This is a genomic window from Candidatus Omnitrophota bacterium (assembly GCA_026387175.1).
Lineage (GTDB): Bacteria > Omnitrophota > Gorgyraeia > 2-01-FULL-45-10 > 2-01-FULL-45-10 > CAIMPC01.
Genome location: JAPLME010000003.1, coordinates 1 through 22740, shown reverse-complemented (window position 1 = coordinate 22740; position 22740 = coordinate 1). Strand labels below are relative to the sequence as shown.

General features: G+C 47.3%; 23 protein-coding genes and 3 tRNA genes. 22 read left to right on the top strand and 4 right to left on the bottom strand.

Features of this window, described 5'->3' with window-relative positions; all coding sequences use genetic code 11:
* Positions 1–8 precede the first annotated feature (8 nt).
* The 6 genes from NTY76_00775 to larE are packed head-to-tail and all read left to right on the top strand — an operon-like array spanning position 9 to position 5777.
* Complete coding sequence (locus tag NTY76_00775) at positions 9–947, top strand: 2-dehydropantoate 2-reductase (protein MCX5677629.1); 939 nt, start codon at positions 9–11, stop codon at positions 945–947.
* Positions 948–1748: a dihydropteroate synthase gene (locus NTY76_00770; GenBank protein ID MCX5677628.1), complete on the top strand. Its 801-nt coding sequence runs from the start codon at positions 948–950 to the stop codon at positions 1746–1748. It abuts the gene before it with no gap.
* Between the two features lie 5 nt (positions 1749–1753).
* Positions 1754–2848, top strand: a complete 1095-nt coding sequence (locus NTY76_00765) for an AAA family ATPase (protein MCX5677627.1) — start codon at positions 1754–1756, stop codon at positions 2846–2848.
* The gene (locus tag NTY76_00760) at positions 2845–3894 is read left to right on the top strand and encodes an FAD:protein FMN transferase (GenBank protein MCX5677626.1); all 1050 of its coding nucleotides are present in this window, start codon (positions 2845–2847) and stop codon (positions 3892–3894) included. The genes NTY76_00765 and NTY76_00760 overlap by 4 nt, the downstream gene beginning before the upstream one ends.
* On the top strand, positions 3869–4972 hold the full coding sequence (gene mnmA / locus NTY76_00755) for a tRNA 2-thiouridine(34) synthase MnmA (protein MCX5677625.1): 1104 nt from the start codon (positions 3869–3871) through the stop codon (positions 4970–4972). Before NTY76_00760 ends, mnmA begins: the two co-directional genes overlap by 26 nt.
* A gap of 4 nt (positions 4973–4976) precedes the next feature.
* Positions 4977–5777 (top strand): ATP-dependent sacrificial sulfur transferase LarE, encoded by an 801-nt coding sequence (larE, locus tag NTY76_00750; protein ID MCX5677624.1) that lies wholly within the window; start codon positions 4977–4979, stop codon positions 5775–5777.
* Here larE and NTY76_00745 read toward each other — a convergent pair.
* The 3 genes from NTY76_00745 to NTY76_00735 form a co-directional block, all read right to left on the bottom strand.
* Positions 5774–6265: a pyridoxamine 5'-phosphate oxidase family protein gene (locus tag NTY76_00745; protein MCX5677623.1), complete on the bottom strand. Its 492-nt coding sequence runs from the start codon at positions 6263–6265 to the stop codon at positions 5774–5776. The genes larE and NTY76_00745 overlap by 4 nt on opposite strands.
* 99 nt (positions 6266–6364) lie before the next feature.
* A complete protein-coding gene (locus tag NTY76_00740) occupies positions 6365–6727 on the bottom strand; it encodes a hypothetical protein (GenBank protein ID MCX5677622.1) in 363 nt (120 codons plus the stop codon).
* A gap of 9 nt (positions 6728–6736) precedes the next feature.
* Positions 6737–7282: a hypothetical protein gene (locus tag NTY76_00735; protein ID MCX5677621.1), complete on the bottom strand. Its 546-nt coding sequence runs from the start codon at positions 7280–7282 to the stop codon at positions 6737–6739.
* 377 nt (positions 7283–7659) lie between these two features.
* On the opposite strand from NTY76_00735, the gene NTY76_00730 reads away from it, so the two are divergent.
* The 15 genes from NTY76_00730 (at position 7660) to NTY76_00660 (ending at position 17370) form a co-directional block, all read left to right on the top strand.
* Complete coding sequence (locus NTY76_00730) at positions 7660–7980, top strand: hypothetical protein (protein MCX5677620.1); 321 nt, start codon at positions 7660–7662, stop codon at positions 7978–7980.
* Positions 7981–8044: 64 nt separating this feature from the next.
* Positions 8045–8121, top strand: a tRNA-Met gene (locus tag NTY76_00725).
* Between the two features lie 41 nt (positions 8122–8162).
* Entirely contained in the window at positions 8163–8486 is a 324-nt protein-coding gene (locus tag NTY76_00720; protein MCX5677619.1) for a hypothetical protein, read from the top strand.
* An 18-nt stretch (positions 8487–8504) separates the two neighbouring features.
* Positions 8505–8909 (top strand): 8-oxo-dGTP diphosphatase MutT, encoded by a 405-nt coding sequence (gene mutT / locus NTY76_00715; protein ID MCX5677618.1) that lies wholly within the window; start codon positions 8505–8507, stop codon positions 8907–8909.
* Entirely contained in the window at positions 8890–10158 is a 1269-nt protein-coding gene (locus NTY76_00710; GenBank protein MCX5677617.1) for an NAD(P)/FAD-dependent oxidoreductase, read from the top strand. Before mutT ends, NTY76_00710 begins: the two co-directional genes overlap by 20 nt.
* 10 nt (positions 10159–10168) lie before the next feature.
* A complete protein-coding gene (gene tilS, locus NTY76_00705; protein ID MCX5677616.1) occupies positions 10169–11167 on the top strand; it encodes a tRNA lysidine(34) synthetase TilS in 999 nt (332 codons plus the stop codon).
* 81 nt (positions 11168–11248) lie between these two features.
* Positions 11249–13132 (top strand): ATP-dependent zinc metalloprotease FtsH, encoded by a 1884-nt coding sequence (ftsH, locus tag NTY76_00700; GenBank protein MCX5677615.1) that lies wholly within the window; start codon positions 11249–11251, stop codon positions 13130–13132.
* A complete protein-coding gene (gene folP, locus NTY76_00695) occupies positions 13110–13946 on the top strand; it encodes a dihydropteroate synthase (GenBank protein MCX5677614.1) in 837 nt (278 codons plus the stop codon). Before ftsH ends, folP begins: the two co-directional genes overlap by 23 nt.
* A complete protein-coding gene (cdaA, locus tag NTY76_00690; protein MCX5677613.1) occupies positions 13946–14746 on the top strand; it encodes a diadenylate cyclase CdaA in 801 nt (266 codons plus the stop codon). The genes folP and cdaA overlap by 1 nt, the downstream gene beginning before the upstream one ends.
* 13 nt (positions 14747–14759) lie before the next feature.
* The gene (locus NTY76_00685) at positions 14760–15197 is read left to right on the top strand and encodes a YbbR-like domain-containing protein (protein ID MCX5677612.1); all 438 of its coding nucleotides are present in this window, start codon (positions 14760–14762) and stop codon (positions 15195–15197) included.
* Positions 15198–15199: 2 nt separating this feature from the next.
* Positions 15200–15910, top strand: a complete 711-nt coding sequence (locus tag NTY76_00680) for a pyridoxine 5'-phosphate synthase (GenBank protein MCX5677611.1) — start codon at positions 15200–15202, stop codon at positions 15908–15910.
* Complete coding sequence (gene acpS / locus NTY76_00675) at positions 15907–16293, top strand: holo-ACP synthase (GenBank protein MCX5677610.1); 387 nt, start codon at positions 15907–15909, stop codon at positions 16291–16293. The genes NTY76_00680 and acpS overlap by 4 nt, the downstream gene beginning before the upstream one ends.
* On the top strand, positions 16290–17150 hold the full coding sequence (locus tag NTY76_00670; protein MCX5677609.1) for an NAD(P)H-hydrate dehydratase: 861 nt from the start codon (positions 16290–16292) through the stop codon (positions 17148–17150). The genes acpS and NTY76_00670 overlap by 4 nt, the downstream gene beginning before the upstream one ends.
* 36 nt (positions 17151–17186) lie before the next feature.
* Positions 17187–17262: transfer RNA gene (locus tag NTY76_00665), tRNA-Thr, on the top strand.
* A 22-nt stretch (positions 17263–17284) separates the two neighbouring features.
* Positions 17285–17370 (top strand) — tRNA-Tyr (locus NTY76_00660).
* 48 nt (positions 17371–17418) lie between these two features.
* Here the strand turns inward: NTY76_00660 and NTY76_00655 are convergent.
* Complete coding sequence (locus NTY76_00655; protein ID MCX5677608.1) at positions 17419–17904, bottom strand: transposase; 486 nt, start codon at positions 17902–17904, stop codon at positions 17419–17421.
* 325 nt (positions 17905–18229) lie between these two features.
* Here NTY76_00655 and NTY76_00650 point away from each other — a divergent pair, with 325 nt between their 5' ends.
* Positions 18230–22633: an ATP-binding protein gene (locus NTY76_00650; protein ID MCX5677607.1), complete on the top strand. Its 4404-nt coding sequence runs from the start codon at positions 18230–18232 to the stop codon at positions 22631–22633.
* Positions 22634–22740 lie beyond the last annotated feature (107 nt).

Below are 22740 nucleotides of genomic sequence, written 5' to 3'. Positions count from 1 at the left end.
GTGCTTTGATGAAGATAACAGTCGTCGGTCCGGGCGCGTTAGGATGTCTGATAGCCGCGTTATTGAAAAATAAGACAAAGGACGAGATCTGGCTGCTGGACGAATTCGCCGATAGGGCCAGGAAGATCTCGCTCGAAGGCATAAAGGTCGAAGGCATGAGCGGCCCGTTCACGGTCAAGGTTAACGCGACGGCGAACGTCAATGATATCGGTTCGTGCGACCTCGTTATCCTGTGCGTGAAAAGCTATTCTACCGAGGATGCCTGTAAAGGGATAAAGGACCTAGTATCGGAAAAGACCGGAGTCCTGACTCTCCAGAACGGCATTGGCAACATTCAGATATTAAACGATTACTTCGGCCCGGAGAGGGTGATCGCAGGCGTCACGAACCACGGCTCGACCCTGATCGAAACCGCCCATGTAAGACATGCGGGAAAAGGCGACACGATCATAGGCAAGGCGGACGGCAGAGTGCTCGGCGCGATACGCGAAGTCGCCGGCATATTGACGAAGGCGGGTTTTGAGGCAAAGGTCTCCAAGGATATCGATTCCGTAATATGGAGTAAACTGGTCGTCAATGTCGGGATAAACGCTCTTACTGCTATCACTCGCCTGAATAACGGCGCGCTTATCGAACACGAAGAATGCCGGCAAATTTTGCGAAGCGCGGTGCAGGAAGCGGTAAAGGTCGTGAAGCGTAAGCGCATAAAGCTTTTATATGATGACCCGATACAGAAGGTGGAGTCCGTCTGCAGGGCGACTTCCTCGAACGTATCGAGCATGCTTCAGGACATATTGAATAAGAAGAGGACGGAGATAGATTTTATAAATGGCGCCATAGTGAGACAGGCGAAAGCGCTCAACATCCCGACTCCGGTCAATGAGGTATTGACCAATCTAGTAAAGACAATAGAAAAGAACAGGGAAAAGAGAGCGAAGGAGAAGTAGATGCTGATCATAGGTGAGAGAATAAATTCTACAAGGCCGAAAATCTGTGAAGCCATAAAAGCGAGAAACGCCGCCGATATTCTGAAGGAGGCTAAAAGCCAGATTGCCGCAGGCGCCGTATATATCGACGTAAATTGCGCCGTTACCTCAGGCGATGAGCTTCAGGATATCGACTGGGTGATCAGCGTTATTCAGAGCAAGGTGCCGGGCGTGAATATCTGTATCGATAGTCCTAACTATCTTGCCCTGGAGAGAGGCCTTAAGGTCTATAAGTCTACGGGGAGCCTTTTCATTAATTCGATAACCGACGAGGATTCGAGAATAAATAATATTCTTCCGCTAGCGATCAAATATAAAGCGAAGCTTGTCGCCCTCACGATGAGTGATAAAGGGATGCCGGATACAGCTAATGAGCGCTTCGAGATCGCTAAGAGTATCGTCGAAAAGGTGAGGAGAGCAGGTTTTAATACAAATGACCTCTACATAGACGCGCTTATCAGGCCGATATCTACAGAGCCCGCCCAGGCGAGCGAATTTTTAAAGTCGATAAAGATGATAAAGAGCTTGGGCGACGTTAAGACGATATGCGGGCTTTCCAATGTCTCGTTCGGCCTTCCTAGTAGGGGCCTCATAAATTCCATATTTCTGGCAATGGCAATGAGCGAGGGATTGGACGCGGCGATAGTCGATCCGACCGAGAAGCATATAGCGTCGAGCTTTACCGCCTCCGGCGCCCTCCTGGGCATCGACGAATACTGCGGTAATTATATCAAAGCTTTTCGCGAAGGAAAATTAACCTAATTTTTATGGCGAAGAAGATGTTTGTCGCGGCTACGATGCAGAACGACGGGAAGACGACCGTATCGCTCGGCCTCATAGCGGCGCTGAAGAAGCGCTTTGACAGGATCGGCTTCATCAAGCCGATCGGCCAGCGCTATCTCGTGGAACAGGGCTATAAGGTCGACGAAGATTCGATACTTATCGAAGAGGTCTTCGGGATCAAATGCAATATTAAGGATATGTCCCCGATCGCGATAGAGCGCGGATTCACCGAGCGGTTCATCGAAAAGGGCGCCGAAGAGGACCATGCGAAACAGATCGCCGACGCGTATGAGCGTGTAGCCGCGGATAACGATCTTGTGATAATCGAAGGCACCGGGCACGCGGGCGTGGGGAGCGTCTTAAATTTGTCCAATGCCTCGGTGGCAAAGCTTCTTGGAGCGGACGTCCTGCTCATCTCATCGGGCGGCGTAGGCAAGCCCATAGACGAGATGATGCTCAATAAGGCGCTCTTTGACAAAGAGGGGGTAAATATTGCCGGAGTTGTGGTCAATAAGGTATTGCCGGGTAAGTACGAGAGGATAGCCGGCCTGGCAAGGAAGGGCCTTGAACAAAAGGGCCTGAACGTTTTCGGGGTACTGCCGTACCAGAAGATCCTCGATATACCCACGATGCGCGAGATAAAGGAAGAGCTGAAGATACAGATTTTATACGAAGGGGACAGTTTCGATAAGCCCGTCGAGAATGTGCTGATCGGGGCCATGAACGTCAAGGATGCGATGCAGCTTGTAAGTAATAATACTTTAATGATAATACCCGGCGATCGCGATGACCTGATCGCGGCGGTCTGTAAAGTTCAGTCGGACAAGATGAAGAAGAACTGCCGCTTTTCCGGCCTGATCATATCCGGCGGGATCATGCCCGGGCGCGGGAGCGTGAAGAATCTCAGTAAATCAAATATAGCTGTCCTGATCACCAAAGAGGATACATACAAGATAGCCTCACGGATACATTCGATGGTAGTGAAGTTGAAGCCCCAGGATACCGAAAAGATTAAGATAATCGTCGACATGGTCGAGAAGTCCCTCGATATCGATAAGGTCGTCGCCAGCCTGAAATGACTACTCCGCGCGCAGTAACAATTTCATTATTATTTATAATGATCATCCTGGCGCTCATCATAACGCGCGCTATCCATCAGAACGCTCCGGTAATAGAAAAAGAAGAATTTCTGATGGGCACTATCGTGCAGATCAAGGCTCCCGTAGGCCCGGATGGCAATGCCGGAAGGATCGGTAAGGCGATCGATAAGGCCTTCGATGAAATAGCCAGGGTTGAAAGCGTATTCAGCGTATACAAAGCCGACAGCGAGATATCAAAGATCAATCGTTTAAAAAATGGAGAAACGCTAAAGATCTCCAGAGAGGCTTTTGAGCTCATAAGTAAAGCTATCAAATACGGCCTCAAGACCGGCGGAGTGTTCGATATAACGGTAAAGCCGCTCATAGATATCTGGGTCAGGGCGAAGGCCGAAGGAAAAATTCCATCGGAAAGCGATATTCGAGACGCGATCGATAAAGTCGGCTCAAGGGATGTAGTATTGGACAGTTCCGGATCTACAATCTCATTTAAGAAGCCCGGCATGGCGATCGATCTGGGCGGAGTCGCGAAAGGCTATGCGGCCGGTCAGGCGATAAAAGTACTAAAGGAAAACGGCGTGAAGAGCGCTATCGTTCATGCCGGCGGCGATATGTATTGCCTCGGATTTAAATCCGGCAGTAAACCCTGGAAGGTGGGTATCCAGCATCCGCGGGAGAGGCTCTCGATCATCTATGAGCTTGAGGTGAGAGACAAGAGTGTTGATACATCCGGCGATTATGAGCGATATTTCATGTTGAGAGGGAAGCGCTACTCTCATATAATAGATCCCAGGACGGGGATGCCTATAGGCGATGGTGTGGTTAGCGTTACTGTGATAGCGGATGATCCGACTATAGGGGATATATATTCGACTGCGCTATGCATCTTGGGGGAAGACGGTTTAGGATTCGCGAAAGAAGAGGGCATCGATGCCTTGATGGTTAAAAAGACCGGCAGCCATTTTAATGTCAAGATGACGGAAGGATTTTGGAAGCGGTACAATGTTAAAGAAAAGAGCAAGCTCTAAGACAAAGGTCGTAGTGGGGCTGTCCGGCGGAGTCGATTCGTCGCTGGCGGCCGCGCTTCTTAAGAAAGAAGGCTACGACGTCATCGGCATCACATTCAGAATGTGGCCGAAGGAAGAATGCGGGCAAAGTAGCTTGCGCGCCTGCTGCTCTCTCGAAGCGGTGACCCGCGCCAGGGCAGTCTCGGAGGATTTAGGGATACCTTATTATGTGGTCGATTTTAGCGCGGACTTCAAAAAGCATGTTATAGACTATTTCTGCTCGGAATATCTGAAGGGTCTTACACCGAACCCGTGCGTTATCTGTAACCAAAAAATTAAATTCGGAAAACTTCTCGAGAAAGCGCGATCGCTCGGCGCGTCATACGTTGCGACGGGCCATTACGCGAAGACAGGCTTAGATAAGAAGAGCGGGCGGTTTCTACTTAAAGAGGGCAAGGATAAGGTAAAAGAGCAGTCTTACTTTTTATTCAATCTTTCACAGGAGCAGTTAAAGCATGCGATCTTTCCGCTGGGCAACATGACAAAGAAGAAGGTGCGGGCTCTCGCTAAAAGAATGAAGATAAAGACCTATAATACGGTTTCGAGCCAGGATATCTGTTTTATCCGGGACCGGAATTACGCAGAATATATCAGGGAGAAGACGGGCGTCGAGATAAAAATCGGTAAGATCGTAGATAAATACGGTAAAGTACTTGGCCAGCATAAGGGTATACCATTCTATACGATAGGCCAGCGCCGCGGGCTCGGTGTAGCATATAAAGAGCCTCTCTACGTTACGGCATTTGACATTGAGAGTAATCGTGTTGTGGTCGGGGTGAAAGAAGATTTGATGAAGAAGACCGTTATTGCCGACAGGCTCAACTGGATATCGGTAAAGGGGATAGAGAAACCTCTGAAAGTGATGGCTAAGATACGGTATAATCATAAGAAGGCGAAGGCTGTTGTCACGAATATGGGCGCCGATGTCGTTCGGGTTGATTTCGACAAACCTCAATCAGCGCCAACGCCGGGTCAGGCGGTCGTCTTCTACGATAAGGATATTGTTGTAGGAGGCGGCTGGATTAAGGAAGCGCAATAATTTTATGGGTAAGATAGAGAAGCTGAAAAAAATACTGAAGGGCATGAAGAGCGTTGTGATCGCGTATTCCGGTGGGCTCGACAGCACGTTTCTGCTAAAAGTGGCCCTCGACTCGCTCGGCAGGCAGAATGTGCTTGCCGTGACGGCGCGTTCCGAAACTTATCCGGAGGCTGAATATAAAGAGGCGATGCGAATAGTAAAGAAGATTGGCGCGAGGCACATCACGATACATACAAAAGAGCTTGAGATAAAGAACTTCAAATCGAACCCGGTCAATCGATGCTACTATTGCAAGAAAGAGCTCTTCAGGAAGCTCGATAACTTGCGGAAATCGCGCAGAATGCGCTACCTTCTCGACGGCACCAATTACGACGATCTGAAAGATGTGCGCTACGGAAGATTCGCGGCAAAGGAATTAGGCGTAAGAAGCCCGCTTCTCGAGGCTAAATTTACTAAAGCCGATATCAGAAGATATTCGAAGCGTCTCAGGCTTCCGACCTGGGATAAGCCACCGTTTGCCTGTCTCGCATCTCGCCTTCCATTCCATAATAAGATAACCGCGAAAAACCTGAAGAGGATAGATGAAGCCGAAAGTTATTTAAAGAGTCTGGGGTTTAAGCAGGTAAGAGTCAGATTGCACAAAGATATCGCTAGGCTTGAGCTATTACCGTCGGATCAGAATAAAGCTATTAAGTTGAGGGATAAAATTACGAATAAATTAAGGAAGCTCGGTTTTATCTATATAACGATCGATCTGATGGGATACCGGACCGGTAGCATGCATGAAGCGGTCCGATATTCTTAATTCTTTATCCTTTTGACTTGCAAATTTCCGGTGATGCCGATCTTAGTGATCTTCGTGCATTTGACTTTAAATATCACAACTTTTTTAGGAAATGACACTTCAAAAAAATTATGCTTCTGTATTCCCTGAACATCTTCAATAATACGCCTTGCGGTATGTCGCACTTCCATATCTATCATTGTCTTTGAGAGTTTCTTATATTGAGGCCCCTCGGTTATAATTTTGACTGTACCGTTTATTTGCCATCCCTCCAGAGTCTTCATATCGGTGGCGGAGAGCGATATTTTAGGGTTAATCTTTAAATTTTGAAATGTATGTCCTCTGACATAATCGGCCAGGTATATAAAGCCATCATCTATCTTTATTACGTATTTAGGCGCCGCATTAGGCCTGCCGCTTAAATCGCATGTCCCGACGCTTACAAATTCTTTATTTAACAAGAATTTTTTGATATTTTCCGTTATTAACATCTTTGGCGCGTCTTTCACGTATTGCTCACTCCTTTATGCTGTTTGCGATTCTCATTTCCAGGGTGTCCCTTTATGGGATGGCCCCAGGTTATAATTAATATTTTTTTATCTTTCACTCTATGTTTTTACTGCTCCAAACGATAAGGCTATTGCAGCCATAATTACCCAAAAAATACCCCGAAGAATCCACGCAACTATTAGCAACGGAATTGTCATCTCAAGCTCGGCAATGGCGGGAATAAAAAATCCTGTATTATACGCCAAACCGTTATTATTTGAATTATATAAGTGTAAAGACTGCGGAGCTAATACGCTTGCTGGCAATTTTATAAATGAAATTATGCCATGCCATAACCCTTGCCAAAATCCACCCCGTACATCATCATAATAGGTTAAATTTGCATAACAGGTATTTATAAAGATGGGAGAGAGAAAGATCAGCAAGGTAACCGTTATGATTTTCTTGGTCTTGTTGCTCATATACACTTCCTATTGTTCATAGGCATTAAAGGTCATTACTTTAGTTATAGGTTGCTTTAAATCACTTCCTGTTATTGTGTATATAATGTAGTATCGACCGGGCTTTTTTACTGCAAAAAATATTGGTTGAGCAGCATTGTGACCTATGCCGCTGTTTATGTTTCCCAATCCAATATTATAATTCTTATTTGTGTAATTCTGCCATGGCTGAAATCTTGTTACTTCAAACTCATCTGGGAATGTTAAAAATAGTTTTATATCATTAATAGTCTTTGAATTAATATTTCGCACCCCGAGGGTTAATTTCTGTTCATCTTTTTTGATGTTTAACGGTATGGGATTCTTCGGGTTTATGTCTCGTTCCATATCACCAGCAGGGGAAGCATTAAGATAGGTTTTGCCGTTAGGATAATTATAGTCGTTGGCATATGGGAGATAAGCAATTACCTTATCTATTTTTACGCTTTCTATCATTAACACAACTTTCCATAAAATTAATCCACCTATAACAGTGCCGATTATCCCGATTAGCGAGACTTTTATAAAATCATTCATTTTTATTTCCTCATAATAAAAAGGGCACCAGTTTATCACCAATGCCCATGATATTATCTAATAAGTTCTTTATTGTAATCCTTCATGCCTTGTATTTTACCGCCACAGAGGGAAGTAAGTCAATATCAATAAAGCGAGCGGGAATATTTTTTTAAAATATCGTGCCCCTCGGCCACTTAGATGCGGGCTCGGGACAAATTTGGAATAAAAGATTTTGAGAAATTTGCAATCCCTTTGCGGAAAGCCCACGGGATGCAGACTATTTTAAAATAATCTGCAACAATTTTGGCACTTTTAGCGTCTTTATATATGGGGGGAGAGGCTGTTAAATAATTTGACAATTTAAGTGGTAAGACTATAATAAAGGAGCTAAAAAAATGAAGAAAGAGAATATGAAGACCGGAAGAAGCACAGATTTTGATCAAGAAACGAGAGTTTTGCTCGAGGACATGCAGTCGGGCATTAAGACTATTGCCGAGGGCCATTCTGGCATTGTATCCAGGCTTGATCGCATAGAGGCCAGGTTAGGTACCGTTGAGTCCGAATTAAACACTGTAAAGATTGTTGTTTATAATATAGATTCACGGCTGATAAACGTAGAGTTGCGACTAACGAAAGTAGAGCACAAGCTGGATACATCCATTGAGCAGAATGGGGTAAGATTCGGGCAGATAGAGAAGAAGCTGGCGTTGGCGTAAAATTACTTGTGATTCAGGGGCGGCTGTGAAAGCGATTTCATAAGTGCCCCTTTTTGAAAATAGTGGCGGGGTAGCTCAGTCTGGCAGAGCAGTCGGCTCATACCCGGCGTGTCGTAGGTTCAAATCCTACCCCCGCTACCAGTTAATGTTCCTTTCCCTTATGTTGAAGTAGCAGGAAAATAATGCGCTACCCGGTCATAGTTTTAACCCTCATAATAGCAGCAACCTTCTCCTTGCCGCACACATACGCTGAACAGCATCAGAAAGAGCGCTACCTAGAAGATACCGTTAAGGTGGATAATAAGCTGGTTAAGATAAAGATCGACTTCGACGCCAGGAAGGTGGTTTATTTCTGGGATGAGGGAGCGAATAAGTGGGCCGATGCGTCACTTTATCCGGCCGATCTTAACAAAGCGTATTCGGAAAAGAGAGCGTTCCAGGAGATGCAAGGAGAGCTTGACGGGCTTAAGGACGAGACGTGGGACGATCGATACCGCAGCAGATGAGAAGAGAGGGACGTTAACGTGTTCAAGGTTACAGCCGCTGTCATTGAAAAAGACGGCAAGATATTGATAGCGAAGAGGCGCATAGGCGATCGTCACGGCGGCAGGTGGGAATTCCCGGGAGGCAAGATAGGCCCCGGTGAGACTCCCGAGGAGTGCCTGAAGCGGGAACTTAAAGAAGAGCTCGGCATCGAAGCCGAGATCGGAGAATTCATCTGCGCGAGCAGATTCAGATATATGCTGGTGCCGCTGGAGCTATTGGTCTACAAAGCCCGTTATCTCTCCGGAGAATTCCGGGCGCTCGATCACGATGAATTAAGATGGGTCGAGCCTTCTCAATTAAGCGAATACGACTTCGCGAAGGCCGATGTTAAGGTTGTGAAGAAACTGATGAAAGATATTTGTCATGACGCAAGAACCACCTGAATCGGAAGTTTTTGACATCGCCGTGGTCGGAGGTGGTGCCGCTGGAAGCATGGCCGCTATACGGGCCGGCGAGCTCAAGAAGAGTGTTATCCTGATAGAGCGCAATGATTCGATCGGTAAGAAGATACTCATCACAGGCAAGGGCAGGTGCAATATAACGAATACCGCGCCCATCGAAACGTTTATTGAAAAATTCGGTGGAAGCGGTAAGTTTCTGCGCACGGCCCTATTCAGGTTCTTCAATGCCGATTTGATAGAATTTTTCAGGTCCCACGGCCTCGATATGAAGACTGAGCGGCAGGGGCGGGTATTTCCGGTAACCGATAAGGCGCGTTCGGTCGTAGAGGTCCTTGAGAATTGCCTCGCCGGAAACGGTGTTAAAGTAATGTATAAGGCAAAGCTTGAGGCTATTAAAACAAAGAATGGATTATTTCAGCTTGAGCTAGAGGGCCGCCATACGATAATCGCAAAGAAGGTTATCCTCGCCGCAGGAGGCGCGTCATATAAGGCAACCGGCTCGACGGGCGACTCTTTTAATATAGCCGCTAAGCTGGGGCATACGATAGTTCCTCTTAAGGCCGGCCTCGTGCCGCTCGTCACAAAAGAGAAATGGGTTAAGGACCTGCAGGGGCTGGCGCTTGAGCATATACGTCTCACGTTCGAATGCGGTAAGAAGAGGCTGGTCTCTGAAATAGGCGAGCTGATGTTTACTCATTTCGGTGTTTCAGGGCCGCTTGTCCTGGATTTAAGCGGCGAGGTGGTGACGCTTCTATCGGAGAATAAGGAAGTTCGCCTCCTGATCGATCTTAAGCCGGCCTTGACCGTAGAACAGATGGAGAAGAGGATGCTGAATGATCTCAAAGGGCCGGGTAGAATGCAATTTAAGAATGTAATGAAAGGCTATCTTCCGCAGAGGCTCATAGCGGTCTTCATGAATTTAGCGGGGATCGACGCTGAAAGAGAGGCTAACCAGATCACGTATGAAGAGAGGCGCGCAATTCTTAATTTATTTAAAGCATTGCCTCTGACTATTAAAGGGGCGCTACCCATAGAAGAGGCGATGGTTACCGGCGGAGGGGTTTCGACGCGGGAGATCAATCCGAGGACTATGGAATCGAAGATAGTCCCGGGACTATACTTTGCGGGCGAGATCATAGACGGATGCGCCTCGAGCGGCGGTTATAATTTGCAACAGGCATTCTCGACCGGCCATCTCGCAGGTGAAGGCGCCGCTGCCCAAGTTAACTGAGGATGATTTAATGGCGACTAATTTAATTGAACAGGTTCTGAAAACTATCCGAAACTACGAGCTCTTGAAGCCGGGAGACGCGGTGCTGGTGGCGTGTTCCGGGGGGCCGGATTCTGTGTTTTTACTACATGCGCTCGTCCGGCTCAAGAATAAGCTCAAGCTTAAGAAAGTGGCGGTCTGTAACTTGGACCATGGTTTGCGCGGTAAGGAGTCCCGGGCTGATTCGCTCTTCGTTAAAAAGATGGCGAAAGAGCTAGGCCTTGAATTCATCCATAAGAAAGTGAATTTAAAAAGCGCCGGATTAAAAGGGATTTCGACCGAGGAGCTGGCGCGCGCGGAGCGTTACAAGTTCTTTAAGGAAGCCGGAGCAAAACTGCGAGCCGGCGTTATCGCGACCGGCCACACGCTGGACGATCAGGCCGAAACGGTTCTGATGCGGGTGATAAAGGGCGCTTCGTTAAAAGGGCTTGTCGGAATTGCTCCTTCGAGAAATGAGGGAGACCTCAAGGTAGTGCGGCCGCTCTGTGAGCTCGAGAAGTCGGAGATCGTGAAATATCTGGATAACGAAAGAATAGATTACAGGATCGACCATACAAATCTCGAGCCGATATATTTCAGGAATATTATCAGGGGGGAGATCATTCCGTTCCTTGAGAAATTCAATCCGCGCCTGAAGCGTGCCCTCTTCAGTATGGCGGAGCATCTGCGCGAAGATTTCGAATTCATAGAGGAGGCCAACGCCGGAATCAAGGGGATGGTCTCTTATTCAAAAGATGGCGGTGTCGAGATCGGCCTTAAGGATTTGATCGTTCAGGCGAGAGCCATTCAGAAAGAGATCCTGCGCGACTTGCTCGAGAAAGCCGGCGGCGAAGTGAAGAAGTTGTCGTTCAGGCATTGGAAAGAGGTAGAGGCCCTTATCAATCGTAAGGCGAAAGGCAGCTCTGTCCATCTGCCCGGCGGCATAAAGGCCGTGAGAGGCGAAAAGACCCTCCGTTTTGCTAAAATCTAATCTTGCTTGCAAGACTATATCTTGATATATTAATAATACTCTGTTAAAATAACTTCCAAATAAGAATGGAGCTAAAAATAAATGGAACCGAACAAGAATCGAAATAAAAATGTACCACCGGCAAGAAGTAAAGGTAACTTTATAATCTGGTTTTTCATAATTCTGGGCGTGCTCTACCTGGTCAATACCTTCAGCCAGAACCCGGCCGAAAAGCCTACCAGGGAAATACCCTACGCGCAATTTTTTCAGATGCTGAAAGATAACAACACCACTCATAATATAACTGCCTGCGTAAAGATCGAAAATATCCTTAAGGGGTCGCTTTCCGACGGGACAAAATTCATAGTCAATATACCCGATTCGGACCAGGATATGATCAGAAGTTTACGTGAGAACGTGAAAGATTTTGATATAAAACCGCCCAAGACGCTCTGGATGAACCTCTTTTATTCGCTCGGGCCCATGGTGCTATTCATCCTATTCCTATGGCTATTCGTATACAGGGGCAGCGCGGCTCAAGGCGGCGGAAGATTTATGGCGTTCGGGAAGTCGCGCGTGACGCTGGGGTCAGAGGCGAAGGTGAAGATCACGTTTGAAAATGTGGCCGGAGTGGATGAGGCCAAACAGGAACTGCAGGAAGTCATTGAATTCCTGAAAGATCCCCGCAAGTTTCAGCGGTTGGGCGGAAAGATCCCGAAAGGTGTCTTATTGATGGGCCCTCCGGGCACCGGCAAGACGCTCCTTGCCAAAGCAGTCGCCGGAGAGGCGAACGTGCCATTTCTTTCAATGTCAGGTTCCGATTTCGTCGAGATGTTTGTGGGAGTGGGCGCATCGAGAGTCCGTGACCTCTTCGAGCAGGCGAAGAAGTCCGCGAAGGTGAGCGGCCGCGGAGCGATCATATTTATCGATGAGATAGACGCCGTAGGACGCCAGCGCTTTGCCGGTATCGGCGGCGGCCATGATGAAAGAGAGCAGACCCTGAACGCGCTTCTCGTCGAGATGGATGGATTCAATACGCAGGAAGGGGTCATCCTGATAGCCGCTACCAACAGGCCCGATGTGCTTGACCCGGCTCTTCTCAGGCCTGGGAGATTTGACCGTCAGATAGTGATCGATAGGCCGGATATAGTGGGTAGAGAGGCGATACTCAAGGTTCACATCAAGAACGTGAAGCTCGACAAGTCGGTTGAGTTAAATGTGATCGCGCGCCAGACGCCCGGATTCTCCGGCGCGGATCTTGCCAATCTTGTAAATGAGGCGGCGCTCCTGGCAGCGCGCCGGAATAAAGAGACGGTCACGATGCCTGAATTGCAGGAATCTATTGAAAGGGTGATGGCCGGCCCCGAACGTAAATCTAAGATCATATCAAAACAGGAAAAGCTGATAGTCTCCTACCATGAGACGGGACATGCGCTTCTTGCTCTGGTGATGCCGGGCGCCGATCCGCTGCATAAGGTCTCGATATTGCCCAGGGGTATGGCCCTGGGTTATACCATACGTATGCCTTTGGAAGACAGATATATAGTTACCAAGGAAGAGCTTCTCGGGCGCATCACGGGCTTACTCGGCGGCAGAGTGAGTGAGGAGTTGATGTTCAATGAACTTTCCACCGGCGCTCAGAACGACCTTGAGATTGCTACGGCCCTTGCCCGCAAGATGGTCACAAGGTTCGGAATGAGCCAAAAGCTGGGGCACCTCACATTCGGCCACAGAGAAGAGCAGATCTTCCTGGGCCGGGATATCATTGAGGAGCGAAACTACAGCGATCAGACGGCGCTCGTAATAGACCAGGAGATCCGCAGGATAATAGACGAATGTTACACCAGGGCTAAAGATGAACTTATCAAACATAAAGACAAGCTGAAGATGCTTGCCGAGAAGCTTCTGGAAAAAGAAGTGATGGATGTGGACGAGATAAAGACCCTTCTGGGAATTGCCAAGGATGAAAATACTGCCAAGGCTTGATCTCTCCGGACGCACCCATGTGATGGGTGTATTGAACGTGACTCCGGATTCTTTTTCCGACGGAGGTAGTTTCTTTGATAAGACGAAGGCCGTAAAACGCGCCCTGGCAATTGCCCGCGAAGGCGCGGATATTATAGATATCGGAGGCGAATCTACGCGTCCAGGCGCTAGGGGTATCAGCGCCAGAGAAGAATTGGCCCGTGTGATCCCTGTGATATTGGCCGTTTCGAAAAAGACCCGCATCCCGATCTCTATCGATACTATGAAGGCGGAGGTTGCGGAAGAGGCCATCAGGGCCGGCGCGACTATCGTAAACGATGTCTCCGGACTGAAATATGATAAGGATATGGCGTCCGTTGTCGCGAAGTATGGCGCTTCAGTTATAATTATGCACATGAAGGGCACGCCCAGGAATATGCAGTTAAGGCCGCGTTATAAAGACACCGTAAAAGATATAGTCAAAGATTTAAAAATTTCGATAAAGATGGCTAAGGAAGTAGGCGTGGCCGGCGATAAGATCATAATAGACCCCGGAATAGGGTTCGGCAAGACATTCGAACATAACCTTGAGATACTGAACAGGCTGGAGGAATTTACAGAGTTGAAGCGGCCTATATGCGTCGGCACTTCACGCAAGTCGTTCATAGGAAAGGCCCTTGGTATAAAAGATCCGGGAGGAAGGCTTATCGGCACGATCGCGGCATCTGTAATAGCTATAATGAAAGGCGCGAGCCTGATAAGAGTTCATGATGTTAAAGAGGCCGCACAGGCTGCCCTTATGACAGACAGCATATTACGGTCAGGAGCAAATTAATGCAGGTGTTGCCGTACTGGAAGATAATAGTTGAGATATCGATCCTCTGGTATGTCATATATATGAGCTTCTTATTTGTAAAGGGCACGCGTTCCGAACAGCTTCTTAAAGGGCTTCTTGTATTGGGCGCGATATTCTTTGTGACTCAGCAGCTCGGCCTGTATGCGATCAGCTGGGTTCTCACCAGATTGATTCCCATATCGATCATAGCCCTTGTGGTAATATTCCAACCCGAACTAAGGCGCGGTCTGGCGCAGCTGGGACAGCTTGGCATGCACCAGACCAACGTTGAGCTTATAGAGGAGATCGCCGGCGCCGCGGCAAACCTTTCCAGGCGCAAGATAGGCGCCCTGATCGTGATCGAGAGGGAAGTGGGGTTGAAGAGTTACGTAGAAAGCGGCACTCCGATAGATGCCAAGGTTACGAATTATCTGCTCACTTCTATATTCATACCTCAATCACCCTTACATGACGGCGCGGTAGTGATTCAGCAGGGCAGATTGGTTGCGGCCGGATGCGTCCTGCCCCTGCCGGAAGAAGAGAAGACGTTCCCTAAAGCCCTCGGAATGCGCCACAGAGCCGCCGTAGGTATAAGCGAAGAGACAGATGCCGTATGTGTAGTTGTGAGCGAAGAGACAGGGGCGGTATCGGTAGCGCATGCCGGCAAACTCACTCACGGGCTAGACGAGGAGGCACTGGTCAGGACGCTGAAAAATCTTTTCTATAGGGCCGAAAAGAGAAAAAACCCATTTAATATAAAAACATCGCTTTTAAAGCGCGGTAAGAATAAGGAAGAATAGGCAATATAAGCTTGTGCTAAAATCCATTAGAGAGTTTTTCACAAAGAATGTCTGGCTTAAGATAGGCTCGCTCCTTCTGGCTCTAGTCCTATGGTTCTACGTAGTCAATGAGCTCCATAAAGGCAGTGAAGAGGACAGGCAGTTCCTGAATAAAATATTGCCTTCGGAAGGGCTCTCGGCGAAGAAACTTTCAATAAAGCCGATACTCACCGGAACTCCGCCGCGGGGTTATATGGCGGATTCGCGCAAAGCGGTCGTTGCGCCGGATTACTGCATAGTAGTCGGCACAAAGGACCTGCTGTCGAAGATACGCTTCGCTTACACTATGCCCATAGATGTCCGGGGCGTGACAAAATCATTTACCAGGTCGGTGCCGTTAAATCCGATAGCGCCGGGGATTTATATGGAAGAGACGCTTGTGCAGGTTACAGTGAGCGTGGAGAAACAGTGATGATGGTCAAGCTGGGTGTGAACATAGATCATGTCGCGACTATCAGAGAGGCGAGGAAGACTTATGAGCCGAGTCCTGTAGAGGCCGCTAAAGAGTGCATTAGGGCCGGATGCGACTCGATAGTCTGCCATCTGCGCGAGGATCGTCGTCACATAAAGGACGCCGACGTTATTCAGCTTCGCAAGATTATTACCAATCTTAATCTCGAAATGTCGATCGCTAAAGATATTGTGGATTTTGCGTGCAAGATAAAGCCCAATCAGGCGACCCTTGTTCCGGAGAAGAGGCAGGAGGTAACGACGGAAGGCGGCTTGGATGTGAAGGGGAATGAAGCGCGTATTAAGCGGGTGGTCGCGCGGCTACGCAGAAACGGCATAGCTGTGAGCTTATTCATAAACCCTTCACCCGGACAGATCGATGCGTCTGTAAGAGTCGGAGCCAGGATCATAGAATTTCACACAGGCGAATACGCGAACGCGCAGGGCGCCGGTGCCGTAAGGCGCCAGCTCGATATCTTAAAGCGCGCTGTCGCTTACGCGTCGGAAAAAGGCCTCAAGGTGAACGCGGGACACGGATTGAATTACAAAAACGTAAAGACTGTCGCGAAGATAAAAGGGATTAACGAATTGAACATAGGCCATTCCATCGTTGCGCGTGCGGTATTTACCGGCATCGCCCGCGCCGTAAAGGATATGATAGGTATCATAAGATGATATTGGGCATGGGTGTTGACATAGTGGAAATATACAGGATGAAGGATGCCATAAAGAAGTGGGGCGATTCGTTCCTGACTAAAATATTTACTCCCCGGGAGATAAAATATTCCACAGCGAGGCGTTTCGCGCACCAGCATTTCGCGGCAAGGTTCGCGGCTAAGGAAGCGGTGGTGAAGGCGTTTGGCGAGCCGAGCAAACATCCGATAAGATGGACGGAGATAGAAGTGCTGAACGATAAAGAGGGTAAGCCTATTATAGAATTTCATAACGATGCGCTGAAGCTGAAAAAGAAGAAGAGTGTCGGGAATGTAGTCGTCAGCATGTCGCATTCCAAAAATTACGCGATAGCCAACGTGATACTTATAGAAGGTGCTAAATGAATATAAATGAAGCGATAAAGAGTTTTCCGAAGAGGGCCGTCGACGCACATAAAGGAAATTTCGGCCACGTGCTCGTGATTGCCGGTTCGGGTGGCGGCACGGGTGCCGCCTATCTCACGGCTCAGGCGGCGGCGCTTTCCGGAAGCGGACTTGTGACGCTCGCGGTGGGTAGGAGTATATTTCCGATAATGGCGGTGAAGCTCACGGAAGTCATGGTGCGGCCGTTCTTTGAGACGAGAGATTGGTCGCTCAGCCTTTTTGCGGAGAAGGACATAATCAATTTCAGCGATAAGGCGGATGTCCTTGCTATCGGGCCGGGAATATCCCAGAATAAAGAGACTCAAGACCTGGTCAGGAATCTTATAGCTAAAGTCGAAAAACCGGTGGTCCTGGACGCCGATGGCATCAATGCCTGTGCCGGGCATGTCAGTATGTTAAAAACCGCCAAGTCCAGGCTTATCCTGACGCCCCATCCGGGGGAGATGGCGCGCCTTATCGGGCAGGATATTAAATATATCGAGCAAAATAGAAAAGATGTTGCGTTAAAGTTCGCCGCTGAGTATAATACCGTCTTAGTTTTAAAGGGGCATAATACAGTGGTTGCCGCTCCTACCGGCGACATATACGTGAATGAGACGGGTAATGCCGGTATGGCGACGGGCGGATCCGGAGACGTTCTTACCGGAATGATAGCTAGCTTTATAGGCCAGGGAGCCGGACCTTTTATCGCGGCGGCGCTTGGCGTATATTTTCACGGCCTGGCGGGCGACATCGCTCTTAAAGATAAGGGCGCGTTGAGCCTTTTAGCGACGGATATTTTGAATAAATTGCCGGAAGCATTAAAGGCGCTAGCATAGCTCATACGTGGCACCACAGGTGATACCAGGATTTGGGCTGGCATAACTCAGCTGGTAGAGTACCGGTTTTGTAAACCGGCTGTCGGGGGTTCGATTCCCTCTGCCAGCTCCACTTTAAGTATTAAATTGTTTTCGGTGAGGTACCAAAGCGGTCAAATGGATCAGACTGTAAATCTGACGGCTCACGCCTTCGAAGGTTCGAATCCTTCCCTCACCACCACTATAGTTTTAGGGACGCGTACAAAATTAGCTTTGAACCTGTCCCTGCTTAAAAAGAACTAAGATCATCTATAATAATGTTTTTCTCTCCAAGCACTCTTGCTCTATAGCTACTCCACATATAGTCTTCCGGTTTATTGACAAGTCCGGCTCTTACAGGGTTAAATTCGATATATGATAGAAGGTGTATGAGGTATTCATCCTTAAGGACAATCGGATTCTTGTAACGATTCTGCCATAAATGCCCAACTCTTTTGTATCTTCCGTTAAATATCATTGCATAAGTATGATGAAGGCCATGCATAAATGAGCTCATTGCTTTAAGCCCTTGAGGCGATTCAAGCATCAAGTGAATATGGTTGGACATGAGGCAAAAAGCATAAATACGGCAACCAAATTTAAGCTTATATTTGTGTACTAAATGAAGGTATGTGCGAAAATCAGTTGGATCGTAAAAAATGGCTTCCCTTTTATTGCCTCTCGCAATTATATGATAGCAAACATTTTCAATAAAAACCCTAGCAGTTCTGGGCACAAAAATCTCCTTTTTGTTATTTTGCTTCCCATATTATCTTTCCACACTATATAAGACGCTTTTTCCTCGAAAATTATTGCAAAAATTTTTTGCAATAGTGAAAAAGGGAAGAAGGGGGACAGGTCTAATCGTAAATTTGTACGCGTCCCTTTTGCTTTCTGATGAAGTGAATAGTGCATCAAAATTAGAATATAAAAAAGTCAGTAAATTGTCTTGCTTTCAACAGATTAGCTGATATACTATATGAATCATATTAGAAGAATACAACGTATGATTATCAGTTTTCGAATATATGTATAAACTATATATAAATAACACAAACTATATGAAAAAACTTATTATACTCGTTATAATTATGTCATTCGTCTTGCATGATATCGGTTGGGCATATGTGAACAATAACCCAAGCGACAAGGCTACTCTTGCCCCTGAGCCATTCTCTAATATCGAAAATTCTGCAGTCAGAGCCAATCTCCTTTACGTCATTAATTTAGTCGAACATGTCCAATATTCTCATATACTTTCAGGAGTGATGACGTTGGACGCTGTACAGCGGATCATTGAGGTTGAAAACAAAAGATTTCGGCCAGAGGATAGGTTTCCATTTGTGCATGAAAACGGTTATGTTCAGATCGATATTTCAGAAGGGTATCATCTTTATTACTACGATCCTGCGAAAATTGATGTTTCGCGTCTTCTTCGGCCTGGACATGAGCAGGTAGGGCATATTGAAGGGCTTAATAAAAATCTTTCGAGAATATTCGTAAAAGATATACAATACGTTTCAAAGCAATGTCACCTGGTTCAGAATCCGGAAATCAGTAAGTTTGTTAATTTGCTTGAGAGCCCATCGGAAAATATTAAGAACACCGCGCGCCAGGATCTTATTCGTATGGGAGAAGATCCGCAGCGCTGGGAGCAAACGCTTGACTCGCTTAGGCTATGGAGAGAGGAGAATGACGCCGGATTAAAAAGAGTGGCAGATTTTAACCTTGTTAATTCGGATGACGATTATTGGTTTAGAGCTTCTGTGGAATATCTTGATTTTATCTGGTCAATAATCAATGATCCGTCGACCTGTTCAATCGATGAAGTCGAGGATCTTATCAAAAAGAAGTCTTATAACACCGGCAGGAGGGCATACCTTTTGTCAGGAAAGGTGAGTGAGAATAAAGTCGTGCTCCGCTTACCGGATGGGCCTCTCGGGCCGATTGAAAACGATAAGTGGAGATGCGATCACAAAACTTTCCCCGACGGTCCGGAAAACTTTTTTAAAATCGAGACTACTATTCAGTCTGCCGCCGGAAAAGAGCCAGAAGTCGGCGGCTCGGCGGGGATAGAAGCGGAACGCAATGAAGTGGCAACGATTGCATATAGCATAGAAGGCGACGCTATCCGTATAAACCAATTTTTGGTCAACAAGTTATATGATAATCGCGGTGTTGCGACATGGCTCTTTAAGTGGCTCGTTTCAGATATCCTCGCCACCGATACAGATAAAAAAATAAAAAAGATCAGGTTTGACTATCATTGCATGTGGGCTAAGGAATTTCTTCTTAGCGTGGCCGCTGCAACTGATGGGAAGAGAGTTATAATAGGCCCATATTACGATGAATATGGCGAGTTTTATCTGCTCGGTGAGTTTTTTGAGGATAGCGCTGTCGATGAACGAATGGTTCCGGATTTACTTATCGGAATAAGCAAAAACCTGATTGACTCAATTAACCCGGCACTTACTATAGACGAAGCATTAATGAAAGTAGTGGATGAGATCGATACGATATCTGCGGCGAGCGGATGCACCCGCTTGATCCAGTATCTTCCGATCAGGGATAAGAAGATAATGGCGGCGGACGATAAGAGCGCTCAGGATATCAAGTGGGAGCCGTGCTATCAGCGCGGTCTTCGTACATCCGGGGTGAAGAATGAGCCGCTTCGCGGCGAGAAACGGCTTCTGGAGATGATGATGGTTACGAATGAAATAGAGCCGATCATAATTCCGGATGTCTGCGAATTTAAAGACGGCATGTGGATGATATCCGATAGGCAGAAGCTGATCGAATATCTGGAGAAGGAATATCTGAAAGAGGATGGACTATTCAATAAAGTAAAGGACTTTCCGGAGACTATCGCGGATGCGAAAAAACTTCTTAGTAGCGATCTTAAGAAAGCGCCGACAGGATATGGTCCTAATGAGGGGAACTCCGTATTATATTGCTATGCGATAGATCATTATAAGAGGCCGCTCTTCCTGTTTGCTGTAGTAGGCCGCCTTACCTATGCGCAGGAAATGGCCGTAGCGACAGGTTTTCGGCAGTCCCGCGCCGCCGCAAAAAAGATATATGAATTGGAAGCTTTGAGGGCGCATACCAGAGAGGTTAAAAAGATTGAGGCGGTTGCTGCTCTGACACTAAAAGGGATCGTTGAAAGCCTTCCCGCCCTATTTCATGCACTGGGAACTGCGACGGTGGTTGCACCGGCTCGACTATCGAAAACCGATCCTGCCCGGGCGCTAAAGATTAGAGACGCTGAGCAAAAGATCAGAGAAATAGAGTCTAAAGCTGTCAGAGTATCCAAAGCCCTATCGCATTTTAATGAGCGGATAAGAGATGTTTCCAGCCTTGAGTCGCCTGACGGTTCGGAACGGACAGCTACGATTACGGGATTTGGGCGCGCCGCTCAATCGACCATAAATATTTATCATCTCCTTCTCATGGCAGATACCATGGATGATGCGAGAAAGGTATATGCCGCTCACTTTGGCGGGCGAGAGAATGTGGTTAAGGATTTTGCGGATTCGTTTGCTGTCATCGCTCGATATTTTTTCGAGAAACAGCGTCTTATGACATTGGGAGATATTATCAATGATCATGAATATCAACAGGCCATAATAAATTTCGAATCTATAGAAAAAGACGTAAAAGAGATACCCGCGTTGCTCAGGGATATAACGCGGGCATTATCGGAATGGAAAGAAGACAATGTAGATATTTTTGAGAGAATCCAATCAGCGCCCGGCGCGTTAAATGACCCCAAACCATTTTTTACCTGGTTGGAAGAAGAGCATGACGATGCCGGTGCTAAATTACCGGAGGAAGAAAAGAAAAGAATGATAGCAGCTTTCTACATTAACGGATACCTTCCGATCTTCGAAGAGACGATACCATTTACCGATTATCTTATTGCCCAGGAAATCAATAAAAAACCGATAGATATTATTGAAGTAATAGGCAAGAGCATCGCACTGGGAGAGAATCAGGCCCGGGCCAGCGGGCTGAGAATACCTGTCGTTTCGTATATACACAAAGATGCTGTGGTCAGGGCGGTCACCGATCCGGAGATATTAAAGTTTCTGCTTATCGCTGATCTTGTAAAAAATGCCATCAAATATAGCCGGCCCGATGGAGAAGAGATTGTGGTTACAGTCGATAAGGCTGAAAACGGGAAATATGTACGGATAAGCGTTAGGGATACAGGCGTGGGTATTTCAGAGACCGATAGAAGAGATCATCTTTTCAAACAGGAGAGCAGGCTTGAAGCGACAAGAGCTACTGTTGCGGGCACGGGGCTCGGCCTCTATTTCGCCCGCAAGGCGGCCCTTCAGCTCGGCGGTCAGATTATCCTTGAGGAATCTGTGGTGGGGCAGGGAAGCACATTCACTATTTATCTTCCTATGGGAGATTCTGAGACGGTCTGGCCTGTGTCACAGGATGAGATCGACTTATTCAACGATAAAGTCCAGAGGCTATCCCACATTACTGCCGATCTAAGGGCCGCGCTTCTTACGGAGCGCAATCTTGTCGATCGAACGCAGGAACTGAACCCTTCGCAAGGGCTGTTTCCTTATTGGGACGAATTCAATGGATTGATTTCCGACCTGGAGAAGGCCGCTGCGATACAGGACCGTCTCAAAGAAGATCTGGCGGCGGGAGACCTCTCCGCCGCTTACCTGGATGATGCCCTGCGCCGTCGTATCGGCCCTCTTGTCGATCCCATAAGGATGAAGCAGGCCATAGAGCATGTAAAAGCTTATAGGGAGGGGGCGCAGGTACAGGAGGGAACCACGGATGCTTTAAAAGAAATTCTTACGACGCTGGTCCGGGATGAGATGCCAGCGTATCTGGAATCCCTTCACAATGAGCGTATGGCTGCCGCCGAAAGCGCTCAACCGCTTATTCTTATTTCGGAGAAGCTCTTTAATGACATCGATGCGGAACATTTGAAAGGTTTACTTACTCCCGAAAGCGGGATACAGGTGTGCGACCCAGATACGATCGCCCGATCGAGCACAAATAAAGATAAAAATTACTCCAAAGAAAAGCTCGTATGTATTTTAGATAGAGATACCTACAAAGAGATGTGGAAGCCGGGTTCGGCCGAGAGGAACAATAACCTGGCGACCCTTATTGTGCTCGAAAAAGGAGCGTTTGAAGGAACAGGTTATCTTCATCTGGAAGGCGTGGCGGGACTTGCTCTGGCCATGGCGGCGAAAGACGACGGCTCTTCAGCCGATCGTGTCCTGCGGTATATCAAGACGCTCTTCGAACCTCCGGAAAAAATGGATGGGGGAACGATCAGCGAAACAGAGCTGGAAGAATATCTCCGAAAAGATACCATAGAATTTTTTGATCGGATACGCCTTAATCTGAAACACATAGAACCGTTCAAGACAGAGAGCCTCCTGGAGCGTTATAAGCTCATCGTTGAAAATTACCTCACGGCCGCGTAACTCTTTCCTTTACACCCGCTGCAATAATTGTTATAATCTCCTCGATTTATCGGTGAATTAATTATTTCGCCCCTGTAGCTCAGATGGATAGAGCACAGGTTTCCTAA

What these genes read in the sequence shown, in the direction of transcription:
- NTY76_00775 (MCX5677629.1), top strand. Translation starts at nt 9, where the DNA reads ATGAAGATAACAGTCGTCGGTCCGGGCGCGTTAGGATGTCTGATAGCC.
- NTY76_00770 (MCX5677628.1), top strand. Translation starts at nt 948, where the DNA reads ATGCTGATCATAGGTGAGAGAATAAATTCTACAAGGCCGAAAATCTGT.
- NTY76_00765 (MCX5677627.1), top strand. Translation starts at nt 1,754, where the DNA reads ATGGCGAAGAAGATGTTTGTCGCGGCTACGATGCAGAACGACGGGAAG.
- NTY76_00760 (MCX5677626.1), top strand. Translation starts at nt 2,845, where the DNA reads ATGACTACTCCGCGCGCAGTAACAATTTCATTATTATTTATAATGATC.
- mnmA (MCX5677625.1), top strand. Translation starts at nt 3,869, where the DNA reads ATGTTAAAGAAAAGAGCAAGCTCTAAGACAAAGGTCGTAGTGGGGCTG.
- larE (MCX5677624.1), top strand. Translation starts at nt 4,977, where the DNA reads ATGGGTAAGATAGAGAAGCTGAAAAAAATACTGAAGGGCATGAAGAGC.
- NTY76_00740 (MCX5677622.1), bottom strand. Translation starts at nt 6,727, where the DNA reads ATGAGCAACAAGACCAAGAAAATCATAACGGTTACCTTGCTGATCTTT.
- NTY76_00735 (MCX5677621.1), bottom strand. Translation starts at nt 7,282, where the DNA reads ATGAATGATTTTATAAAAGTCTCGCTAATCGGGATAATCGGCACTGTT.
- NTY76_00730 (MCX5677620.1), top strand. Translation starts at nt 7,660, where the DNA reads ATGAAGAAAGAGAATATGAAGACCGGAAGAAGCACAGATTTTGATCAA.
- NTY76_00720 (MCX5677619.1), top strand. Translation starts at nt 8,163, where the DNA reads ATGCGCTACCCGGTCATAGTTTTAACCCTCATAATAGCAGCAACCTTC.
- NTY76_00710 (MCX5677617.1), top strand. Translation starts at nt 8,890, where the DNA reads ATGACGCAAGAACCACCTGAATCGGAAGTTTTTGACATCGCCGTGGTC.
- tilS (MCX5677616.1), top strand. Translation starts at nt 10,169, where the DNA reads ATGGCGACTAATTTAATTGAACAGGTTCTGAAAACTATCCGAAACTAC.
- ftsH (MCX5677615.1), top strand. Translation starts at nt 11,249, where the DNA reads ATGGAACCGAACAAGAATCGAAATAAAAATGTACCACCGGCAAGAAGT.
- folP (MCX5677614.1), top strand. Translation starts at nt 13,110, where the DNA reads ATGAAAATACTGCCAAGGCTTGATCTCTCCGGACGCACCCATGTGATG.
- cdaA (MCX5677613.1), top strand. Translation starts at nt 13,946, where the DNA reads ATGCAGGTGTTGCCGTACTGGAAGATAATAGTTGAGATATCGATCCTC.
- NTY76_00680 (MCX5677611.1), top strand. Translation starts at nt 15,200, where the DNA reads ATGGTCAAGCTGGGTGTGAACATAGATCATGTCGCGACTATCAGAGAG.
- acpS (MCX5677610.1), top strand. Translation starts at nt 15,907, where the DNA reads ATGATATTGGGCATGGGTGTTGACATAGTGGAAATATACAGGATGAAG.
- NTY76_00670 (MCX5677609.1), top strand. Translation starts at nt 16,290, where the DNA reads ATGAATATAAATGAAGCGATAAAGAGTTTTCCGAAGAGGGCCGTCGAC.
- NTY76_00650 (MCX5677607.1), top strand. Translation starts at nt 18,230, where the DNA reads ATGAAAAAACTTATTATACTCGTTATAATTATGTCATTCGTCTTGCAT.